We start from the raw sequence: 18596 nt of genomic DNA, 5'->3' as shown, positions 1-18596 counted from the left end.
AGAAACCGCGTGCGCCGGCGTTCGGGAACGGGGTTTCCAACATCCGTTCGATTCGGTTAGGATGGGTGGCAGTTGTACTGTTCCGTCCATCCAAGGGGGAGTCGATGACCGGTGTTCGTCATGCGGTGGTGGTGACCCACACGCGGCTCAGGCAGAGCGGCACCGTCGTGTCCGACGTGGTGGGCAGGCTGCGCGACGCCGGATTCGACGTCTCCATCATCGACAACCTCGAACCTCCCGCGTTCGACGTGCAGCCGCCCGTCGTCGGCGACGACACGGAGATCGTCGTCGTGCTCGGCGGCGACGGCACGATCCTGCGCGCCGCCGAACTCGTCCGGTGCACGAGCACGCCGATTCTCGGCGTCAACATGGGGCACGTCGGGTTCCTCGCCGAGTTCGAAAGCTTCCAGATGGACGAGGCGATCCGGCGCATCGCCACCCGCGACTATTCGATCGACGAGCGCATGATCGCCCACGTGGACGTGTGGCTGCCGGGCGCGTCGACGCCCATCGAGAACTGGGCGTTGAACGACATCACGCTCGAACGCGCCGACCGCGGCAAGATGGTCGAACTGTCCATCAGCGTCGACGACGTGGAGATGAGCTCGTTCGGCGCGGACGGCGTCATCGTGTCCACGCCCACCGGCTCCACCGCCTACGCGTTCTCCGCGGGAGGCCCCATCATGTGGCCGAACGTGAAGGCGCTCCAACTGGTGCCGCTCGCCGCGCACGCCCTGTTCGCGCGTCCGCTCGTCATCGGCGCCGACTCCACGTTCACGATCACCATCCTCGACGATTCGATGTCCGGCGGATGGATCTGCTGCGACGGCCGCCGCCAACGCGCCCTGCCGAAGGGCACGCGCGTCGACGTGCGCGCCTCGCACGGCACGCTGCGCCTCGCACGCCTCTCCGGCGCGCCGTTCACCGAACGGCTCGTCACCAAATTCGACCTGCCCGTCGTCGGATGGCGCGAACAGGCAGCGCACGGCGGCGCCGCCGGCGCGAACCACGCCCAGCACGGCGTCGCCGCCGACTTCCGGTCCGCGTACACCGACCACTCCGACTACCACCACCATGACGGCGGTCATGACGATCGCCATGACGGCGACGGGGAGGCGCGCCGCTGATGCTCGAGGAACTCTCCCTGCGCGACCTGGGCCCGATCAGGTCCGCCGTCATCACCCCCGCCTCAGGCATGACCGCCATCACCGGCGAGACCGGCGCCGGAAAGTCCATGCTGCTGAGCGCACTGTCATTGATCTCCGGCGGTCCGGCCAACGCGAAACGCATCTCCGTCGGCGCGTCCGAAGCATGGGCGCAGGGCATCTTCGCCGTCGACGGGACGGACGACGGGACCCACGCCGCCGACGCGGCGGACGAGACGGTCGGCGACGACGCGGACGACGACGAGGCGCTCGCCGGCGGCGTGCTCGCCATCGCCCGCCGCGCCGGCGTCGAACCCGAGGACGGCGAACTGTTCCTCGCACGCACCGTGCGCGCCACCGGACGCTCGCGCGCCGTGCTCGGCGGCAAGACCGTGCCGCGTTCCGTGCTCGCCGCCGTGGCCGGCGAACTCGTCACCATCCACGGGCAGGCCGAACAGCTGCGGATCGCCTCCGCCGCCCGCCAACGCGATTTCCTCGACCACGCCGCCGACGACGGGCGCGAACTCGCCGCCTACCATGCGGCATGGCGCGAACTGGCCGACATGGACGCCCGTCTCGAACGCCTGCGCTCGCAGGAATCCTCCGCACGTGCGCAGGCCGACTACCTGCGCGAATCCGTCGACCGCATCAACGCGGTCGACCCGCATCCGGGCGAACTGGAGGAACTGAAGGCGAAACGCGACCGCATCGAGAACGCGGCGGACATCGCCGAAGGCGTGTCCCACGCGCTCGCCGCGCTCGACCCATCGCAGCTGGAACTCGCCGATTCTCCCGCCGAAGCGCCCGGTGCCTCCGACCGGATCCTTGAAGCGGCGCAGGCGTTGCGCTCCATCCACGTGTCCGACGGCGGGTTCGACGAGCTCGCCGACCGACTCGAATCGGTGAACGCCGACCTCGCCGACATCGTCTTCACGCTGTCCGGGCATCTCGGCGAGGATGTCGGCGAGGCCGACCTCGACACGCTCAACGCGCGCATCCACGACCTCGACGAGCTCACCCGCCGCTGGGGGCCTGGCATCGAGGACGTGATCGCATGGCGCGACAAGGCCGCGTTCGACATCGAGGATCTGGACGCCTCGCCGGAGAAGCTCGCCGAACTGGAGGCCGAACGCGACCGGCTGCACGAGGCCGCCGCGAAGGCCGCCGCGCGTCTGCATGAGGCGCGCGCCGCGGCCGCGGGCCGTCTCGCCTCGCGCGTCACCGAGGAGCTCTCCTCGCTCGCCATGGACGGCGCCTCGCTGGAGATCCGCGTCACGCCGCGCGAAGGCGACGACGCGCTCGACGCGAACGGCGGCGACGACATCGCGTTCCTGTTCACCCCCTACGAGGGCTCGCCGCAGCTGCCGATGGGCAAAAGCGCGTCCGGCGGCGAACTGAGTCGTCTCATGCTCGCCCTCGAACTGTCCGCCGCGGACATGCATGCGGGCGGCGGGGATGCGGACGGCGATGGCGCGGGGGAACGCGGTTCCGCGCCGTCCGACATGACGTTCATCTTCGACGAGGTCGACGCGGGCGTCGGCGGCAAGGCGGCGGTCGAACTCGGCCGGCGTCTCGCCCGTCTCGCACGCAGCTCGCAGGTCATCGTCGTCACGCACCTGGCGCAGGTGGCCAGCTGGGCCGACTCGCAGTTCGTCGTCACCAAGGAGCCGCCGGACGCGGACGACGACGATCTGGGCGTCGTCACCACCGTGGCCGAAGTGAGGGACGCGGCGCGCGTCCACGAGGTCGCGCGCATGCTTTCCGGCAGCGAGTCGGAGGCATCCCTCGACCACGCCCGCGAACTGCTCGCCTCATCCAGGCTCCCGCTGGCGGGAGCTGTCGGTGAAACCGACTGAGGGTGGAAGCCGTGCCGGCTCCCCGAGACGGGGGAGCCGGCAACCGTAAGCTGACTGAGGGGAGAGACAGACATGACATCACGCAAGGCCGCCATCTTCGACCTCGACGGCACGCTCCTCGACTCGATGGGCGTGTGGGATCAGGTCGACATCGACTTCCTCGCCAAGCGTGGCATCGCCGTGCCCGACGACTACATGGTCAAGGTCGCGCCGATGCAGTTCCGGCAGATCGCCGAATACACGATCGCACGGTTCGGTCTCAAGGACACGCCCGAGGCGCTGATGGACGAATGGGACGAGATGGCGCGCATCGCCTACGCGACCACCGTCGAGGCGAAACCGGGCGCGCTCGACTATCTGCGCGACCTGAAGGCGCGGGGCGTGCGGCTCGCCGTCGCCACCTCCCTGCCGCCGCGCCTCAGGGAACCGGCGCTGAAGCACGTGGACATGTTCGACCTGTTCGACACGATCGTCTCCGTCGACGACGCGAACGATGTGGGCAAGGACCGCCCGGACGTCTACCTGCTCGCCGCCGCCCGCCTCGGCGTGGAGCCATGCGACTGCACGGTGTTCGAGGACCTGCTTGTCGCCGTGCGCTCCGCGAAATCCGCGGGCATGCGCGTATGGGCCATGCACGACGACTCGTCCGATGCGGACTGGGCCACGATCTGTGACGAGGCCGACGGCGTCCTCTTCGACTTCCACGACGCGCCCCGCGACCTGTAGGGCGCGGGGAAGAGGCCCGCAGGGCGCTTGGAATCCGAACCGGCGTGCCGCCGCATTGCGGCACGCCGGTTCTTCCTATGGCCTGTGGCGGCGCTCAGCGCACCGGCATGAGGTCGGAGGGGCGTGCGGCGGCGAAACGCTGCGCCTCGAGCTTCTCGCCCTCCTCACGCTCGACGGCCTCGGCGGTGATGCGGCCGGTGAGGCGCGCGATCGGCGCCTGGTAGACCACTTCGTCGAACGTGCGCCCGCCGCGTTCCACGACGCCCTCATGACGGTCGACCTCGGTGAACCCGAGGGATTCGACCATGTGGCGGGCGCGCAGGTTGAACGACCACACCTTGACGGTGATCCTCCTCGCCCCGAGCTGCTCGGCGGCGAGCGTGATGCCGAGCTTCATGGCCTGGTTGCCGAAACCGCGGTCCTGATAGTACGGGCCGATGAGCACCGACATCGTGGGATCGTGGTCCGGCTCGCCGCCGTCCCAGGCGGAGATGAAGCCGATGGGGGCGCCGAACGGGTCGAGCACCGTCCGCCCGAAGCGGGTGTCGTCGTCGGCGTCGCTCCATTCGTGGAACAGACGTTCCGCCTCGTCATCGGTGGTCTTGTCCAGGGTCTTCCGGCAGCCGTCGGCGACGGACGGGTTGTTCCACCACCGTGCGAACAGCGGATAATCGGACGGCTCGGTCTTGCGCAACGTAACAGCATTGTTGTCAGGCATATTTGCTCCCTTCGTGTCGCCATTGTAGGCATGGCGCGTGCGGCGGCGCGGCGGTGTTAACCGGCTATTCACATGGCTGGTCGTCTCTCCCGCGGCCGGGTCCTTCGACTGTTATGTTCACGACATTGACAGTTGGCGACAACAGTTATACTGTTGTGTATAACAGCTGAACAGCTGAAATGAAAAAAAAGACATCGACCACGGGAAAGGGGCATAGGTGAAGCTGATCATCTCATCCGTGTCCGGCGAACCCATCTACGAGCAGATCAAGACCCAGATTCGTTCCGCCGTGCTCGACGGCGACCTCAAGGCCGGCGAGGCGCTGCCCTCGCTGCGCAGACTCGCCAAGGAGCTGCGCATCTCCGTCCTCACCGTCACCAGGGCGTACAACGAACTGGCCGACGAGGGCGTGGTGCAGAACATCCAAGGCAAGGGCACCTTCGTCATGGACAAAGGCAACGAGCTGATGCGACGCCAACTCGAAACCCGGGTCCGCGGCGCGCTCGCCGAGGCGGTCTCCGCCGCCGGGGCCGCCGGACTCTCGGAGGACGAACTGGGGGGAATGCTCGCGGAGGAATACCGCAGGCAACAGTCCTGGAAGGGGGCATCATCATGACCTTCGCATCATCCACGACGAACGCCGCCGTGCCGCCGGCGCTGTCCGTCACCGGCGTGACCAAACGCTACGGGTCCGGCTTCACGCTCGACGACGTGACCTTCGACCTACCGGCCGGATACATCATGGGCCTCATCGGCCCGAACGGTGCCGGCAAATCCACGCTCATCAAGCTCATCCTCAACATGATCCGCCGCGACGCCGGCGAGATCCACGTGTACGGTCTCGATAACCTCATTGATGAGGAGGCCGTCAAGGAGAGCATCGGCGTGGTCTTCGATTCCAGCTACTTCATCGAGACCTGGACGGTGGACACGGTGGAGAATGCCATGGCACCCATGTACCCCACGTGGGACCATGTCGCGTTCGACGCGTATCTGAGACGTTTCGGTCTTGCGCGCAAACAGCTGGTCAAGGAGCTGTCGCGCGGCATGCAGATGAAGCTCATGCTCGCCGTCGCACTCAGCCACGGCGCGAAGCTGCTCATCCTCGACGAGCCCACCAGCGGACTCGACGTGCTCGCCCGAGACGACCTCATGGACCTCCTGCAGGACTACATCGCGGACGGGACTCGCAGCGTGCTGTTCTCCACGCACATCACCTCCGACCTGGAACGCGCCGCCGACTTCATCACCTACATCACCGGCGGGCGGCTTCACTACACCGGTCCGAAGGACGAATTCACCGAATCGTTCCGCATCGTCAAAGGCGGCCCGGACGATCTGACAGCCGTCGCGTCCGTGGCAGTGGGGTTGCACCGCTACGCCACCGGTTTCGATGCGCTCGTATATGCCAGGGATGCGGCGCGAGTCCCCGGCCTCGACGTCGAACCCGCGTCCATCGACGACATCATCCGACTGACCAACGCGCCCGGTGCGGTCGCCGCGGCGGATGACGAAAGGGGTGCATGATGGGCGGGACGCTCGTACGGAACCCGGCCGTGGCCGCACGGTCGGAGACGTCATGGGAATCCATTCTCCGCGCCTACCGCATGGACTGGTGCAGGATCTCGTCGCCGGGAAGGCTGTTCATCCCCTCCATCGTGGTGCTTCTGCCCGGGTTCGTCCTCCTCATCGCGGTGGCGGGCGGCGATGTCCGCTCCGATGGAGGCGGGGCCGCCTACGCCGCCGTGTCCGCCGCGTTCGTATGGATGTACATGATCGTTCCGATGTACGCCTTCATGTACGAGCAACAGGGCGGATCCGCACGGCTCGGCGGGCTGATGCCTGTGACCCGGCGCGGGCAGGTCGCGGCGCGGTATCTGCTCGTGCTCACCTGCACTGCGCTCGTGACCGTCTCCTGGCTGCTGGCCGCCGCCGTGCAGGTCGCGTTCGGCATGGCCGACGTCGCGTCGATTCCCCCGTCCGTGGCGGTGACGGCCGGCCAGTACCTCATCACGCAGGCTTTCCTCTGCCCGCTGCTGTACCGGTTCTCGACGCGGAAGGCGCTCCTCTGGTTCGCCGCGTCCGCGCTGATCGGCTTCATCGTAAGCATGGGGTCGTTCACCGCCGCCATGCGCACGACGTCGTCCGACGCGCTCGGCGGGTTCGTCGGCGCCTTCAACGATGTCGTCGCCATGCTGGCGGGGCATCCGGCGGCATCGGCGACCGCATTCGTCTTGTTCTCCCTGATCGCGCTCGCCGTCTCGTACCGTCTGTCGGTGCGCATCTACGAAGGAAGGGAGCTGTGATGGCATCGGCTGTGATGCATCATGCGACGTCCGTGAAGCCCGCGGGGTTTTCGACGGACTTGCGCCACGCCGCCCGGCGGCGGGCCATGATGACGGCGTTGCGCATGGACTTCGCGGCGATCCGCGGCAATTCCGCGGTGGTGACCGCCGTCATGTTCCTGCTGCCGTTGCCGTTGTGTCTGTTCGGCCAGAACCTCGAATCACCAGCCCTGTCCGCCATGGCGGTCGCGATGATGGCCTTCCTGACCATGCTGTACAGCGGCATGCTGGTGGGTATGTTCTTCCGGTGGAACGGTGGTGCGCTCGAAAGCCGGATGATCGGCGTCATGCCGGTTTCCCGCCGTGTACAGGTCGATGCGCGCTACCTGTCGGCGATGATGCTGTTCGTCGTCTGCCTCGTGCAGATCGGCATCGAGGCGGCCATCGCCGTGACCGCGTTCGGTCTTGACGTGGAAGGGCTGTGGGTCGTGCCGTATGCGGCGGTGCTGTTCCCGCTGCTGACGGCAGTCCAGCTTCCCGTGTTCTATGCGAGCGACAACTGGCTGACCGCATACTATCGAATGGTCTATGGCGGTATGGTGCTGTTCTTCGCGGCGATCATCGTGCTGCACCTGATTCCGGACGGGCTGCGGATGCGTGTGATCGGCATGCATCCCTCGATGCCGGTCCCCGGGTGGGCGCTTCTTTGGCTGGTCGCCGTGGTCGCGCTCGCCGTGTCCCATCACCTGTCCGTAAGGTTGTGGTCCGCGCGGGAGCTGTGAGGGGATGGACGGCTTAGGAGCCATCACTTAGGCGGCTTTGAGACGGTATTCCTGTTTGGGGCTGCGGGCCGGCTGGGTGCGTTCGATGGCTCCCGAGCGCAGCAGTTTGCGCAGTTGGTAGGTGATGGTCGAACGCGGGGCGCCGGTCGCCTCCACCAGTTGCGGCGTCGCCATGGTGCCGTGTTCGCCGATGAGCGTCAGCAGCGCCTCCTCCAGGGGCGAGTACCCGGCATCCGCATGGGGCGGCATCGTGCCGGAGCCGGTGCCGCCGTCGGGTGCATCGGCTCCGATGGCGGGAGATGTCGTCGGCATGGCTTCATCGCCGTCCAGGGGTTTCCGTTCGATGCCCATGTAGCGGGCGTATGGTTCCTCCAGCCACGGCGAGCCCTTGATGGTCTGGTCGTACAGCTCCCGGTCGGTGATGTCCTGCACGTCGATGCCGCCGTGGGGGAACGGCACGATCTTCGGGCGCGCGGGTCCGGGCACCTTGCCATGGTCCAATCCCATGGAGGCGCTGTAGTCGATGTCGGCCTGTCCGCCGCGTGCGGCGTAGCGTGGATCCCTGCGGCTGTCCGGCAGCTGGGCGGTGTCGGCCGACCGGAAGGTCATGCGGAACGCCGTCAAGGTGTCGGCGATTTCGGGTGCGCCGTTGCCGTTCTCGTTGAGGGTGGCCGTGATGAGTTCGAATCCCGTGCCCCGGTTCTCCGCGACGGTCCCGCCGCGGAACGGTGTGAGCTCCAACAGCTTGGCCAACGTCTGGTTCCTGGTGGACGTGGCGCCGGGCATGCCGATGGTGTCCGTGGTCACGGCGCCGTACAAACCTCCGGGGCTGAGTATCTCCAGCCGGTCCGCGTACATGTTGACCTGGATCTGGCCGCCACGGGCCATCGGCGAATAATCGCGGTGCATGACGGCGTTGACCACCGCCTCGCGTATGGCTTCTTCGGGATACTCGAAGGTGTCTTTGCGCAGGGGGCCATCCAGCACGCCGCCGATGCGCATGTTCCTGCGGGTGGCGAGCAGCGTCTCCTCGAGGATTTCGGGAATCGGGCCGTCGAAGGTCCGGTTGTCGATGTACTTCACCCCGCCGGCGAACACCTTGCTGTACCCCTGATATCGGGTGAACGTGATGTTCAGGCGCGGGAGGAACTGCTGCGGGTAGTTTCCGGCGACGAGCAGCCCCGCGAGCGTGGGGTGGGTGCCGCCGTCGGCGTCGGTTCCCGTGATGCCCAGCATATGCAGGGCATCATCGTCCGGTGTCGTTCCGAAGATGCGTGGCCGCTGTCTTCGGCATAGGTGCAGAATGCCTTGAACCGTATCCGGATCCAGATCGTCGACCGTCGCCTCGCCGACGATCTTCCTGTCGTATGTGGGCTGTGCGCGGTTCTCCAACAGACGGTCGATCTCGTACTGGCTGAGCTTCCTGTCGCCATCCCACACGCGGATGAACGAGCCGCTGTAGCGGCCCCTATTGCGTACATAGCAAGGCTTATCCAGAGGGTCCGCCTCGTCGATGGCCGAGACGACCACCTGCGCGCCCCGATACGCCGCGATCTCGATGACCGGGCGAACCGGTGGCATCAGTTTCTCCCGGCACATCTGCGCCATCGCGTCCGCGGTCGATTTGGCGTCGAATCCATCGATGGGGGAGAACCCGTGGCGTTCGGAAACGCCGAGGATGATGGTGCCGCCGGTTCCATTGGAGAACGCCGAAACGGTTTCGGGCAGTGAGGCCGGCAATCCTCCGACGGCCTCCTTGACCTCGACGTTCTGGTCGTCGCTGTCGGCATGACGCAGCGGTTCGAGCAGCGCGTCGATCTCTTCCTCCGACCACATGGTGACTCCTTCGCCGTTCCTACATAACAGCCATCGTAGCAGCAAGATTGCTATGTTTGTTATGTCCGTGTCGCGGGCGGCGCTGTCGGCCGCCGTCTTACCGCATTTAATTCATGCAGCGCCATAATCGCCGCAAGTGTTATAGTTGATATGGAACAGATAGAACGATTTGAAAGAAAGGGGCCTGTCGATGATCATCGACATCGACGCGCGCAGCGACGTGCCGATCTACGAACAGCTGCGACGCGGCGTCATCGCCGGCATCGCGAACGACGAACTCGCGCCCGGCGACCGCCTGCCGTCCGTGCGCGCGCTCGCCGTCGACCTCGGCGTCAACCTGCACACGGTCAACAAGGCGTACGCGCTCCTGCGCGACGACGGCTACATCACGATGCGACGCGGCTCCGGCGCCGTCGTCGCCGAACGAGACGCCGGAGCCGCGCACGCGCTCGGCGACGCGCGCATCGAAGGCGAACTCCACCGGCTCATACTCGAACACAAGGCGGGCGGGGGAGACGCCGCGGCGTTCCTCGATCTCGTGCGCACGCAACTCGCCCGCACATACGGCGAATGACGGCCATCTCCCCGTTCCTCCCGCCGGAGGGAGGTGGCGCGAAGCGCCGGAGGGTGGCATCAGGCCAGACAAGACGGTCATTCCAATCATCCGAAATCGGAGTAACAGATCATGAACGAAACCATCGCGACCATCGCCCTGCCGCTGACGGTCCTCATCCTTCCATCGCTCGTCGCCGTCCCCATGGCGCTCACGCCATGGCTGACCGACCGGCGCGAGGTCTTCGGCGTGACCGTGCCGCGCGCCGCGCACCGTGACTCGCGCATCCGCACGCTGAAGACCGCGTATACGCGGGCCGTCGTCGTGGCCGACGCGGCGTGCGTCGTCTGTTCGTTTGCGGCCTGGCTTCTCGCCGGCGCGACCGGCGCATTATGGGCCGCCGGCGCGGCGACCATCGTCGTCGCCGTCCTCGCCGTCGCCGCGCAACAGGCGTGCCGCCGCAAGGTCATGGCGGTCAAACGGGAACGCGGATGGACGGCCGACGGCGACCGGCGCGCGGCCGCCGTCGCCGAAACCGTCGCGCCCGAACCGCTCGGCCTCGGCTGGGAGTCGCTGCAGGCCGTGGCGCTCGCCGTCACGATCCTCATCGGCGTGCTCGGCTACGAGAGCATGCCCGACCGTGTGCCCATGCACATGGACCTCGCCGGGCGTGTCGATTCATGGGCGGTGAAGTCGCCGTCCGTGATCTGGTATCCGGTGCTCGCGCAATTGCTCATGGCCGTGGTGATGGTCGTCTGCCATGCGGTGCTGTTGCGTTCGCGGCGTCCGACGGATCCGGAACGGCCCGCCTCCAGCGCCTACGCCTACGGCGTGTACGCGCGGGCGTGGAGCGTGTATCTGGTCGTCGTCGGACTGCTCGTCGCCGCCGCGATGGGATGGGGCTTCCAGCTTTCGCTCATCGGCGTGGTCGGCACGGGGACGGTCGGCGTGCTGCTGACGCTCGTCGCCGTGGCCGCGGCCGTCGGCGCCATCGGCGTGGGCGTGCGGTACGGGCAGAACGGCGCGCGCGTGTTCGCCGGAGACGATGGTGACGTGACCGGCGACGGCGGTGATGTGACCGGCGACGGCGGGCATGACGGCGACGGCGACGGCGACGGGACGATGCCCCGCGACGACGACCGTCACTGGATCGGCGGCGTGATCTACTGGAACCGCGACGATCCGGCCGTGATCGTGCCGAAACGATTCGGCATCGGCTGGACCTGCAATTTCGCACGTCCGGGCGCATGGGCGGCGATCGTCGCGCTGCTCGCCGTCATCGCCGGCATGCCGGTCGCGTTCTCCCTGCCGTAAAGAAACCCCCTCGGTCGCGTGGAGGGCGACCGAGGGGGTTTCGAGGATATGGGGGGCCGACTACAGCGCCTTGGCGGCCTGCTCGACGAAGGCCTCCATGCCGTCGATCGGGACGACCGTGTCGAAACGGACATCGGCGGTCTCGAGTCCGCGCAGCGCGGCCGGGGCGGTCGTGCCGGTCTCGCGTGCGAGCACGTCCATGCATTCGAAATCGGTGCCGGTCGCGTCGAAGCCGAGGGACTCGTTCACGACGCGCGGGAACTTGTACGGGCTCGCGGTCGCGAGGATCACGCGCGGGGTCAGCGGGTCATGCGGCATCTGTTGCGCGACGAAGTACGCGCACGCGGTGTGCGGGTCGATGACGTAATGGTTCTTCTCCCAGCAGTCGGCGATCATCTCGCGCACCTGGTCCTCGTCGGCCCAGCCGCAGCCGAACAGCTGGCGGATCTTGGCGAGCAGCGGCTCCGGGATCTCGTACGTGCCCCAGTTCTTGAGGTCGTTCATCAGCATGGCGATCAGGCGCGTGTCGCCCTCGGACAGGTAGTAGAGCATGCGCTCCAGATTCGAGGAGATGAGGATGTCCATCGACGGGCTGATCGTCTGGAAGAACGGGCGCTGGCGGTTGTACGTGCCGGTCGTGAGGAAGTCGAACAGCACGTTGTTCTTGTCGGAGGCGACCACGAGGTGCTTGACCGGCAGGCCGAGCAGCTTCGCGTAGTAGCCGGCGAGGATGTCGCCGAAGTTGCCGGTCGGCACGACGAACTCCACCTCGTCGCCCACGTTGATGACCTGCCGCTCCAGCAGCTGCGCGTACGCGGAGAAATAGTAGACGACCTGCGGCACGAGACGGCCCACGTTGATCGAGTTCGCGGAGGAGAGCACCACGTGCGCGTCGCCGGCGAGCTTCGCGGCGAGCTCCTTGTCGCCGAAGATGCGCTTGACCGCGGACTGCGCGTCGTCGAAGTTGCCCTCCACGGCGGCCACGTTCACGTTCGAGCCGGTCTGCGTGGTCATCTGCAGCTCCTGCACCTGGCTCACCTTGCCTTCGGGGTAGAAGACGGTGATCGCGGTGCCCGGGGCGTCGGCGAAGCCGGCCAGCGCCGCCTTGCCAGTGTCGCCGGAGGTCGCGGTGAGGATCATGATCTTCTCGTCCGCGTCGCCGCCGGCAGGCGTGGTGCGCGCCATGAAGCGGGGCAGGATCTGCAGGGCCACGTCCTTGAACGCGGAGGTCGGGCCGTTGAACAGTTCGAGGACGAAGTCGTCGCCGAGCGGCTTCAACGGCGTGACGCGGTCGTCCGACCACTGGTCGCCGTAGGCGGCGTCGATGCATGCTCCCAGCTCCTCGGCCGTGAAGTCGGGCAGCAGCGCGCCCAGCACGCGGCGCGCGATCTCCTGATAGGACCTGCCGGCCAGATTGCCGATCTCGACCTTCACGGAACCCAGCTGGTCGGAGACGAACAGGCCGCCGTCGTCGGCGATGCCCTTGCGGATCGCCTGCTTGGCGGTCAGCGAATCGGTGGTGGAACGGGTGGAATGGAATGTGGTGGCCACGGCGAATCCTTCATACGCGAAACGGGGACAATAAACCATCCACCAGTCTACCGGCGACCCTCCCATCGTGCGGCGACTCTCCCATGGTGCGGTCACACACAATCCACACAACGGCGGAATCACGCCGTTTCCGGCGACCGCACCATGAGGGGTTTGCCGCACCATGGGCATGAATGGGGTAGGGAGTGGGGCGGGAGAGGAACGGGAGGCGGGAGGCGACGCGTCCGAGGTGTGAGATTCGTCATACGGCGGAAACAGGTTCGCCACAAACGGGCCGTACACTCGGCGCCCGAACGGCAAACCAGTCGTTACCCACACCGTTTAAGGAGCACACATGACCGCTTCACCCCTTGCACAGAAGGCCACCGACGCATTCAACGCGCCCATCAGCGCCGCCGATCCGGAGATCGCCGAGCTGCTTGACTCCGAACTCCGCCGCCAGCAGGGCGGCCTCGAGATGATCGCCTCCGAGAACTTCGTGCCGCGCGCCGTGCTGCAGTGCCAGGGCTCCGTGCTCACCAACAAGTACGCCGAAGGCTACCCGGGACGCCGCTACTACGGCGGCTGCGAGTTCGTCGACCAGATCGAGACCATCGCCCGCGAACGCGCCAAGAAGCTGTTCGGCGCCGAATACGTGAACGTCCAGCCCCACTCCGGCGCCCAGGCCAACGCCGCCGTCTACCAGGCGCTCGTCAAGCCCGGCGACACCGTGCTCGGCCTCGCCCTCGACCACGGCGGCCACCTCACCCACGGCATGAAGATCAACTTCTCCGGCAAGTTCTACCACGCCGAAGCCTACGGCGTGAACCCGGAGACCTTCCGCATCGACCCGGAGATCATCCGCCAGCGCGCCCTCGAGACCCACCCGGCCATGATCATCGGCGGCTGGTCCGCCTACCCGCGCATCGAGGACTTCAAGGCCATCAAGGAGATCGCCGACGAGGTCGGCGCCAAGTTCTGGGTCGACATGGCCCACTTCGCCGGCCTCGTCGCCGCCGGCCTGCACCCGAGCCCCGTCCCGTACGCGGACGTCGTCTCCTCCACCGCCCACAAGACGCTCGGCGGCCCGCGCTCCGGCTTCATCCTCGCCAAGCAGGAGTACGCCAAGAAGCTCAACTCCTCCGTGTTCCCCGGCCAGCAGGGCGGCCCGCTCATGCACGTGGTCGCCGGCAAGGCCGTCAGCTTCAAGGTCGCCGGCTCCCCGGAGTTCAAGAACCGCATGGAGCGCACGCTCGAGGGCGCGAAGATCATCGCCGAGCGCCTCCTCGCCGATGATGTCAAGGCGAACGGCATCAGCGTGCTCACCGGCGGCACCGACGTGCATCTGGTGATGGTCGACCTGCGCAACAGCGAGATGGACGGCAAGCAGGGCGAGGACCTGCTCGCCCAGTGCGGCATCACCATCAACCGCAACACTGTCCCGTTCGACCCGCGCCCCGCCTCCGTCGCCTCCGGCCTTCGCATCGGCGCCTCCGCGCTCGCCACCCGCGGCTTCGGACCGAAGGAGTACGAGGAGGTCGCCGACATCATCGGCACCGCGCTCGCCGCCGGCCCGTCCGCCGACGTCGAATCCCTCAAGGCCCGCGTCGACAAGCTCGTCGAGGACTTCCCGCTCTACCCGGACCTCGACCAGATTCACTGATCGAACATGGCTGAGGGTGGTCGGCGGCCCGTCGACCACCCTCGGTCGGCTTCGACGACGGCTCTCGCCGGCGGGAGCCGATGCCGTTCCGGATGGTTTCGGCGATGGCTCCCGGATGACGGGAGCCTTTTTCGTATTCCGGACTTTGCGCACGTGTTGCGGTAAGGTGGGTGGTTATGACGAACAACGAGGAAACCGCGGTCGCGGGAGCCGTCTTCGAAGCCGTGTGCGCCCGCGCCGACGCCGCCGCACGCGCGCAGCGTGCGCTCGCGCGCGCGGACACGGACGCCAAGAACCGTCTCCTGCACGCCATCGCCGACGCGCTCGACGCCCGCGCCGGCGAGGTTGAGACGGCCAACGCCGCCGACATGGCCGCGTCGCGCGAGGCCGGCATGGATGCCGGCAAGCTCGACCGCCTGCTCTTCGATGCCCCGCGCGTCCACGCCGCCGCCGAAGGCGTGCGCCACGTCGCCTCCCTGCCCGATCCGGTCGGCGAGATCGTGCGCGGCTACAACCTGCCCAATGGCATGCGTCTGACCCAGACGCGCGTGCCGATCGGCGTCATCGGCATGATCTACGAGGCGCGTCCGAACGTCACCGTCGACGTCGCATCCCTGTGCCTCAAATCCGGCAACGCGGCGATCCTGCGCGGCGGCCACGCGGCCGAACGCACGAACGCCGCCACGCTCGCCGTGATCGGCGACGTGCTGCGCGCGGAAGGCTTCGACCCGGCGCTCGTCGCCACCGTCGACGATTTCGGACGCGACGGTGCGACCGCGATGATGGAGGCGCGCGGGCACGTCGACCTGCTCGTGCCGCGCGGAGGCAAGGGACTCATCCGCGCCGTCGTCGAGAACTCGAAGGTGCCGGTCATCGAGACGGGCGCCGGCAACGTGCACATCTACATGGACGCCTCCGGCGACCCCGCCAAGGCGATTCCCATCATCATCAACGCGAAGACGCAGCGCGTCGGCGTGTGCAACGCCGCCGAGAAGCTGCTCGTGCACGAACGTGTCGCCGCGACGTTCCTTCCCGTGGCGGCCGCCGCGCTGCTCGACGCGGGCGTGACGCTCCACGCGGACGAACGCGCCTACGCGATCATCGACGCCGCCGCGCCGCAGGCCGCGGCGGACGGGCTGCTCACGCACGCGACCGCCGAGGACTGGGACACCGAATACCTCGCGCTCGAAATGGGCGTCAAGGTCGTCGACTCGCTCGACGAGGCCGTCGACCACATCAACGCGCACTCCACCGGGCACACCGAGGCGATTGTCGCCGAGGACTACACGGCCGTCGAGGAGTTCACCGCGCGCATCGACTCGGCCGTCGTCATGGTCAACGCGTCCACGCGGTTTACCGACGGCGGCGTGTTCGGCTTCGGCGCCGAACTCGGCATCTCCACGCAGAAGATGCACGCCCGCGGGCCGATGGGCCTGAGGGAGATGACCACCACGAAATGGATCGGATACGGCAGGGGACAGGTGCGCGCATGAGCGACGAGAACGAAACGACCGACGAGAAGACCGCGAACGACGGCATGAGCGTGCCGATCACCGAACTGCGCGACGACCTCGACCTGGACGATCCGCGCTGCGGGCTCAAGATCGCCGCCGAACGCTTGAGCATCGTGCGCTACGTGTTCCTCGTGCAGATCGAGGACGGCATCGCCTCCGCGTCCCAGCGTGCCTCGCTCGAATACGCGGACGCCGTGCTCATCGGCTGGCCCGACGAGCACGCGCCGGACGTGGTCGACCTGGACGACGCGCAGCTGCACGCGGTGCGCGAGCACATGACCCTCATGGAAAGCTACATCGCACGGTTCGCCACGCTCGAACGCGAAGGCGACGTGGACGGCATGACCGACACGCTCATCCGCGTGACCGAACGCGTCGCCGAGGTGCGCCGCCTCTACCAGCCCGACTTCCCGCTGCCCACGTTCGCGGAGATCCGCCGCGTCGTGCAGGACGAATGGGACGAGGACATGGGCAAGATCGACCCGAAGGACGGTAGCCCCACCGCCATGGAGATCGAACAGGAGACCGAGCAGGCCGAGCACGCCGAGCTGCGCGAGGAGGCCTCCGAACGCAAGACGGAGGGACGCGCGTGAGCATGACGGACGCCAATGCCGCGGGGAACGCCAGGAACATGGGGAACGCGGGGAATCCGGCCGCCGGCGAACGGCGCATGTCCGACCTGTCCGTCGACTCGGTGGAGGCGGCCGCCAACGTGGCCAACGCGGGCGCGCCCGGCACCGGCGGCTCCGAATCCGGCCCCGCCGCCACGCGCCACGGGTCGGCGGTCCGCCGGTCCGCGCGCGGCAACTGGCATGCGACGCCGCGCATCGGCATCATGGGCGGCACGTTCGACCCGATCCACAACGGCCACCTGGTCGCCGCCAGCGAGGTCGCGTGGGTGTACGACCTCGACGAGGTGATCTTCGTGCCCACCGGCCGGCCCGTGTTCAAGCTCGACAAGCACGTCACCAACGCCGAGGACCGCTATCTGATGACGGTGATCGCCACCGCCTCCAACCCGAAGTTCACCGTCAGCCGCGTCGACATCGACCGGCCCGGCGTCACCTACACGATCGACACGCTGCGCGACATCCGCGCGCAACGCCCCGACGCGGAACTGTTCTTCATCACCGGCGCGGACGCGGTCGCCGAGATCATGCAGTGGAAGGACGCGGAGAAGATGTGGGACCTCGCCCACTTCGTCGCCGTCACCCGCCCCGGCTACTCGTCGCCCGAAGGCGTGAGACTGCCCGAAGGCAAGGTGGACACGCTGGAGATCCCCGCGTTGGCAATCAGCTCCACCGACGTGCGCCGCCGCGCCGAACACGACGAACCCGTCTGGTACCTCGTGCCCGACGGCGTCGTCCAATACATCGGCAAGCACGGCCTGTACCGCTGACGCACACCCTTGTCTACGACATCAATCCCATCTCGAGCTTGAGCCGCACGACGCGCTCCGCCGAACGCGCCACTTTGGCCGCGAACGCGTCATCCGCCTTCGCCTTCGCCGTCAATCCATCGAGGATCGGCGTGACGTAGGCGCTCTGCCCGATGCACACGAGGTCGCCGCCCGCCTCGACGAACCGCACGCCCAACTGGTCGGTCGGCGTGCCGCTCACCGCGGCCGCCGACAGCGAATCCGACGTGACCACGCCGTCATAGCCTTGATGCCCGCGCAGCACGCCGTCCACGATCGTGGAGGAGAACGCGGCCGGATTCTCCGCGTCGATCCGCTGGTACGTGGCGAGCGACATCATCACCATCGCCGGCCGCGCCTGCGCGATCACCGTATGGAACGCGCCGATCTCCGCGCCGTCCGCCGTGGTCGTCGTGTCGACGATGCCGTCCGCCGTGAAATCCGTGTTCCCCCTGACCGCGCCCAATCCCGGATAATGCTTGATCGACGACTGCACTCCCGCGTCGCGCATCCCCGCGACGAACGCGGCCGCATGCGCCGCGTTGCCGGCGGCGTCAAGACCGAAATCACGGTCCAGGGCGCCGATCGGATCGTTCTGACCGCGATCGCCGGGAACCGTGTCCGTGACCGGCGCGAGATCGACGTTGACGCCGGCCGCCGCCAACTGGCCGCCCCAGCCGGCCGCCGACGCGCGCAACCGGTCGGTCGTCATCGCGCCCTGTTCGACCGCGCTCGGCATCCCGTCGAACCCGGAACCGGTCAGATGCTGCACCTGGCCGCCCTCCTGATCGGTGGCGACGATGAGCCGCGAACCGTCCTTCACATAGGATTGCAGCCCGTCGACCGCCTCACGCACGCCGGACACGCCGGAACGCCAGTTGCCGATGAGCAGCACCGACCCGACATGACGGTCCGCGATCGCGCCCTGCAACGCGGACGGCTCGCTGCCGGCGAACAACGGCGCCATCACCAGCTGGCCGACGCGCTCCTCCAATCCCATGCCGTCGACGATCCGACGGGCCCGCATCGACACCGGGTCGCCCGGAGCAGGCACCGCGGAACGCGACATGCGCGCGTCCGCAGGCGCCGAAGCCGGGCGTCGATCCCCACGCACGCGCGGCAGCACCACGAACACGACGACCAGCGCGACCGCCAGCAACGCGGCGACCGCCGTCACCACCACGGGCAGCATGCGGCCCCGACGCGTCACGCGCCCGCCGCCACGGTTCCTTCCAGCCACCGGCATCCCCTTTCGAC

At 67.7% G+C, this 18596-nt stretch carries 17 protein-coding genes; 13 read left to right on the top strand and 4 right to left on the bottom strand.

The features are described from left to right. Nucleotides 1–104: 104 nt before the first annotated feature. From Uis4E_RS01945 to Uis4E_RS01935, 3 genes are all read left to right on the top strand, one after another. Complete coding sequence (locus Uis4E_RS01945; RefSeq protein WP_207764529.1) at nt 105–1127, top strand: NAD kinase; 1023 nt, start codon at nt 105–107, stop codon at nt 1125–1127. Beyond that, a complete protein-coding gene (locus tag Uis4E_RS01940; protein ID WP_101621604.1) occupies nt 1127–3001 on the top strand; it encodes a DNA repair protein RecN in 1875 nt (624 codons plus the stop codon). The genes Uis4E_RS01945 and Uis4E_RS01940 overlap by 1 nt, the downstream gene beginning before the upstream one ends. A gap of 72 nt (nt 3002–3073) precedes the next feature. Next, nucleotides 3074–3727: an HAD family hydrolase gene (locus tag Uis4E_RS01935; RefSeq protein WP_101621603.1), complete on the top strand. Its 654-nt coding sequence runs from the start codon at nt 3074–3076 to the stop codon at nt 3725–3727. Between the two features lie 94 nt (nt 3728–3821). Here the strand turns inward: Uis4E_RS01935 and Uis4E_RS01930 are convergent, their stop codons facing one another. Beyond that, the gene (locus Uis4E_RS01930; RefSeq protein WP_101621602.1) at nt 3822–4445 is read right to left on the bottom strand and encodes a GNAT family N-acetyltransferase; all 624 of its coding nucleotides are present in this window, start codon (nt 4443–4445) and stop codon (nt 3822–3824) included. 217 nt (nt 4446–4662) lie between these two features. On the opposite strand from Uis4E_RS01930, the gene Uis4E_RS01925 reads away from it, so the two are divergent. From Uis4E_RS01925 to Uis4E_RS01910, 4 genes are read left to right on the top strand one after another with little or no spacing between them, the layout of a single operon-like run. Beyond that, nucleotides 4663–5061 (top strand): GntR family transcriptional regulator, encoded by a 399-nt coding sequence (locus Uis4E_RS01925; protein ID WP_101621601.1) that lies wholly within the window; start codon nt 4663–4665, stop codon nt 5059–5061. Further along, entirely contained in the window at nt 5058–5972 is a 915-nt protein-coding gene (locus Uis4E_RS01920) for an ABC transporter ATP-binding protein (RefSeq protein WP_101621600.1), read from the top strand. Before Uis4E_RS01925 ends, Uis4E_RS01920 begins: the two co-directional genes overlap by 4 nt. Continuing rightward, nucleotides 5969–6751, top strand: coding sequence for an ABC-2 transporter permease (locus Uis4E_RS01915; protein ID WP_101621599.1), 783 nt, complete (start codon nt 5969–5971; stop codon nt 6749–6751). The genes Uis4E_RS01920 and Uis4E_RS01915 overlap by 4 nt, the downstream gene beginning before the upstream one ends. Beyond that, nucleotides 6751–7512, top strand: a complete 762-nt coding sequence (locus Uis4E_RS01910) for an ABC-2 transporter permease (protein WP_101621598.1) — start codon at nt 6751–6753, stop codon at nt 7510–7512. The genes Uis4E_RS01915 and Uis4E_RS01910 overlap by 1 nt, the downstream gene beginning before the upstream one ends. Before the next feature lie 27 nt (nt 7513–7539). On the opposite strand, the gene Uis4E_RS01905 is transcribed toward Uis4E_RS01910, so the two are convergent. Continuing rightward, on the bottom strand, nt 7540–9348 hold the full coding sequence (locus Uis4E_RS01905; RefSeq protein ID WP_101621597.1) for an ATP-binding protein: 1809 nt from the start codon (nt 9346–9348) through the stop codon (nt 7540–7542). A gap of 190 nt (nt 9349–9538) precedes the next feature. Between Uis4E_RS01905 and Uis4E_RS01900 the strand changes: the two genes are divergently transcribed. Then, nucleotides 9539–9922, top strand: coding sequence for a GntR family transcriptional regulator (locus Uis4E_RS01900; RefSeq protein ID WP_101621596.1), 384 nt, complete (start codon nt 9539–9541; stop codon nt 9920–9922). A 111-nt stretch (nt 9923–10033) separates the two neighbouring features. After that, entirely contained in the window at nt 10034–11215 is a 1182-nt protein-coding gene (locus Uis4E_RS01895) for a DUF1648 domain-containing protein (protein WP_101621595.1), read from the top strand. 60 nt (nt 11216–11275) lie between these two features. Here the strand turns inward: Uis4E_RS01895 and thrC are convergent, their stop codons facing one another. Next, on the bottom strand, nt 11276–12766 hold the full coding sequence (gene thrC / locus Uis4E_RS01890) for a threonine synthase (RefSeq protein ID WP_207764528.1): 1491 nt from the start codon (nt 12764–12766) through the stop codon (nt 11276–11278). A 334-nt stretch (nt 12767–13100) separates the two neighbouring features. On the opposite strand from thrC, the gene glyA reads away from it, so the two are divergent. The 4 genes from glyA (at nt 13101) to nadD (ending at nt 17321) form a co-directional block, all read left to right on the top strand. Beyond that, a complete protein-coding gene (glyA, locus tag Uis4E_RS01885) occupies nt 13101–14408 on the top strand; it encodes a serine hydroxymethyltransferase (protein WP_101621593.1) in 1308 nt (435 codons plus the stop codon). Between the two features lie 176 nt (nt 14409–14584). Next, nucleotides 14585–15901, top strand: coding sequence for a glutamate-5-semialdehyde dehydrogenase (locus Uis4E_RS01880; RefSeq protein ID WP_101621592.1), 1317 nt, complete (start codon nt 14585–14587; stop codon nt 15899–15901). A 44-nt stretch (nt 15902–15945) separates the two neighbouring features. After that, nucleotides 15946–16515, top strand: coding sequence for a phosphoribosylglycinamide synthetase (locus tag Uis4E_RS01875; RefSeq protein WP_101621678.1), 570 nt, complete (start codon nt 15946–15948; stop codon nt 16513–16515). Nucleotides 16516–16553: 38 nt separating this feature from the next. Next, nucleotides 16554–17321 carry a nicotinate-nucleotide adenylyltransferase gene (gene nadD, locus Uis4E_RS01870; protein ID WP_101621677.1) on the top strand — a complete coding sequence of 256 codons (768 nt, stop codon included), beginning with the start codon at nt 16554–16556 and terminating at the stop codon, nt 17319–17321. A gap of 13 nt (nt 17322–17334) precedes the next feature. On the opposite strand, the gene Uis4E_RS01865 is transcribed toward nadD, so the two are convergent. Continuing rightward, a complete protein-coding gene (locus Uis4E_RS01865; protein WP_423734899.1) occupies nt 17335–18585 on the bottom strand; it encodes a glycoside hydrolase family 3 N-terminal domain-containing protein in 1251 nt (416 codons plus the stop codon). Nucleotides 18586–18596: the final 11 nt, after the last annotated feature.

Origin of the sequence: Bifidobacterium parmae (genome assembly GCF_002860365.1) — a bacterium.
In the GTDB taxonomy this organism is placed as follows: domain Bacteria; phylum Actinomycetota; class Actinomycetes; order Actinomycetales; family Bifidobacteriaceae; genus Bifidobacterium; species Bifidobacterium parmae.
Note: the sequence above shows the minus strand (reverse complement) of the source record. Positions and strands in the feature narration are given on the sequence as shown.

Coding starts and splice junctions, on each gene's coding strand:
- Uis4E_RS01945 (WP_207764529.1), top strand. CDS start 105: ATGACCGGTGTTCGTCATGCGGTGGTGGTGACCCACACGCGGCTCAGG.
- Uis4E_RS01940 (WP_101621604.1), top strand. CDS start 1,127: ATGCTCGAGGAACTCTCCCTGCGCGACCTGGGCCCGATCAGGTCCGCC.
- Uis4E_RS01935 (WP_101621603.1), top strand. CDS start 3,074: ATGACATCACGCAAGGCCGCCATCTTCGACCTCGACGGCACGCTCCTC.
- Uis4E_RS01930 (WP_101621602.1), bottom strand. CDS start 4,445: ATGCCTGACAACAATGCTGTTACGTTGCGCAAGACCGAGCCGTCCGAT.
- Uis4E_RS01920 (WP_101621600.1), top strand. CDS start 5,058: ATGACCTTCGCATCATCCACGACGAACGCCGCCGTGCCGCCGGCGCTG.
- Uis4E_RS01915 (WP_101621599.1), top strand. CDS start 5,969: ATGATGGGCGGGACGCTCGTACGGAACCCGGCCGTGGCCGCACGGTCG.
- Uis4E_RS01910 (WP_101621598.1), top strand. CDS start 6,751: ATGGCATCGGCTGTGATGCATCATGCGACGTCCGTGAAGCCCGCGGGG.
- Uis4E_RS01905 (WP_101621597.1), bottom strand. CDS start 9,348: ATGTGGTCGGAGGAAGAGATCGACGCGCTGCTCGAACCGCTGCGTCAT.
- Uis4E_RS01900 (WP_101621596.1), top strand. CDS start 9,539: ATGATCATCGACATCGACGCGCGCAGCGACGTGCCGATCTACGAACAG.
- Uis4E_RS01895 (WP_101621595.1), top strand. CDS start 10,034: ATGAACGAAACCATCGCGACCATCGCCCTGCCGCTGACGGTCCTCATC.
- glyA (WP_101621593.1), top strand. CDS start 13,101: ATGACCGCTTCACCCCTTGCACAGAAGGCCACCGACGCATTCAACGCG.
- Uis4E_RS01880 (WP_101621592.1), top strand. CDS start 14,585: ATGACGAACAACGAGGAAACCGCGGTCGCGGGAGCCGTCTTCGAAGCC.
- Uis4E_RS01875 (WP_101621678.1), top strand. CDS start 15,946: ATGAGCGTGCCGATCACCGAACTGCGCGACGACCTCGACCTGGACGAT.
- nadD (WP_101621677.1), top strand. CDS start 16,554: ATGGGGAACGCGGGGAATCCGGCCGCCGGCGAACGGCGCATGTCCGAC.
- Uis4E_RS01865 (WP_423734899.1), bottom strand. CDS start 18,585: ATGCCGGTGGCTGGAAGGAACCGTGGCGGCGGGCGCGTGACGCGTCGG.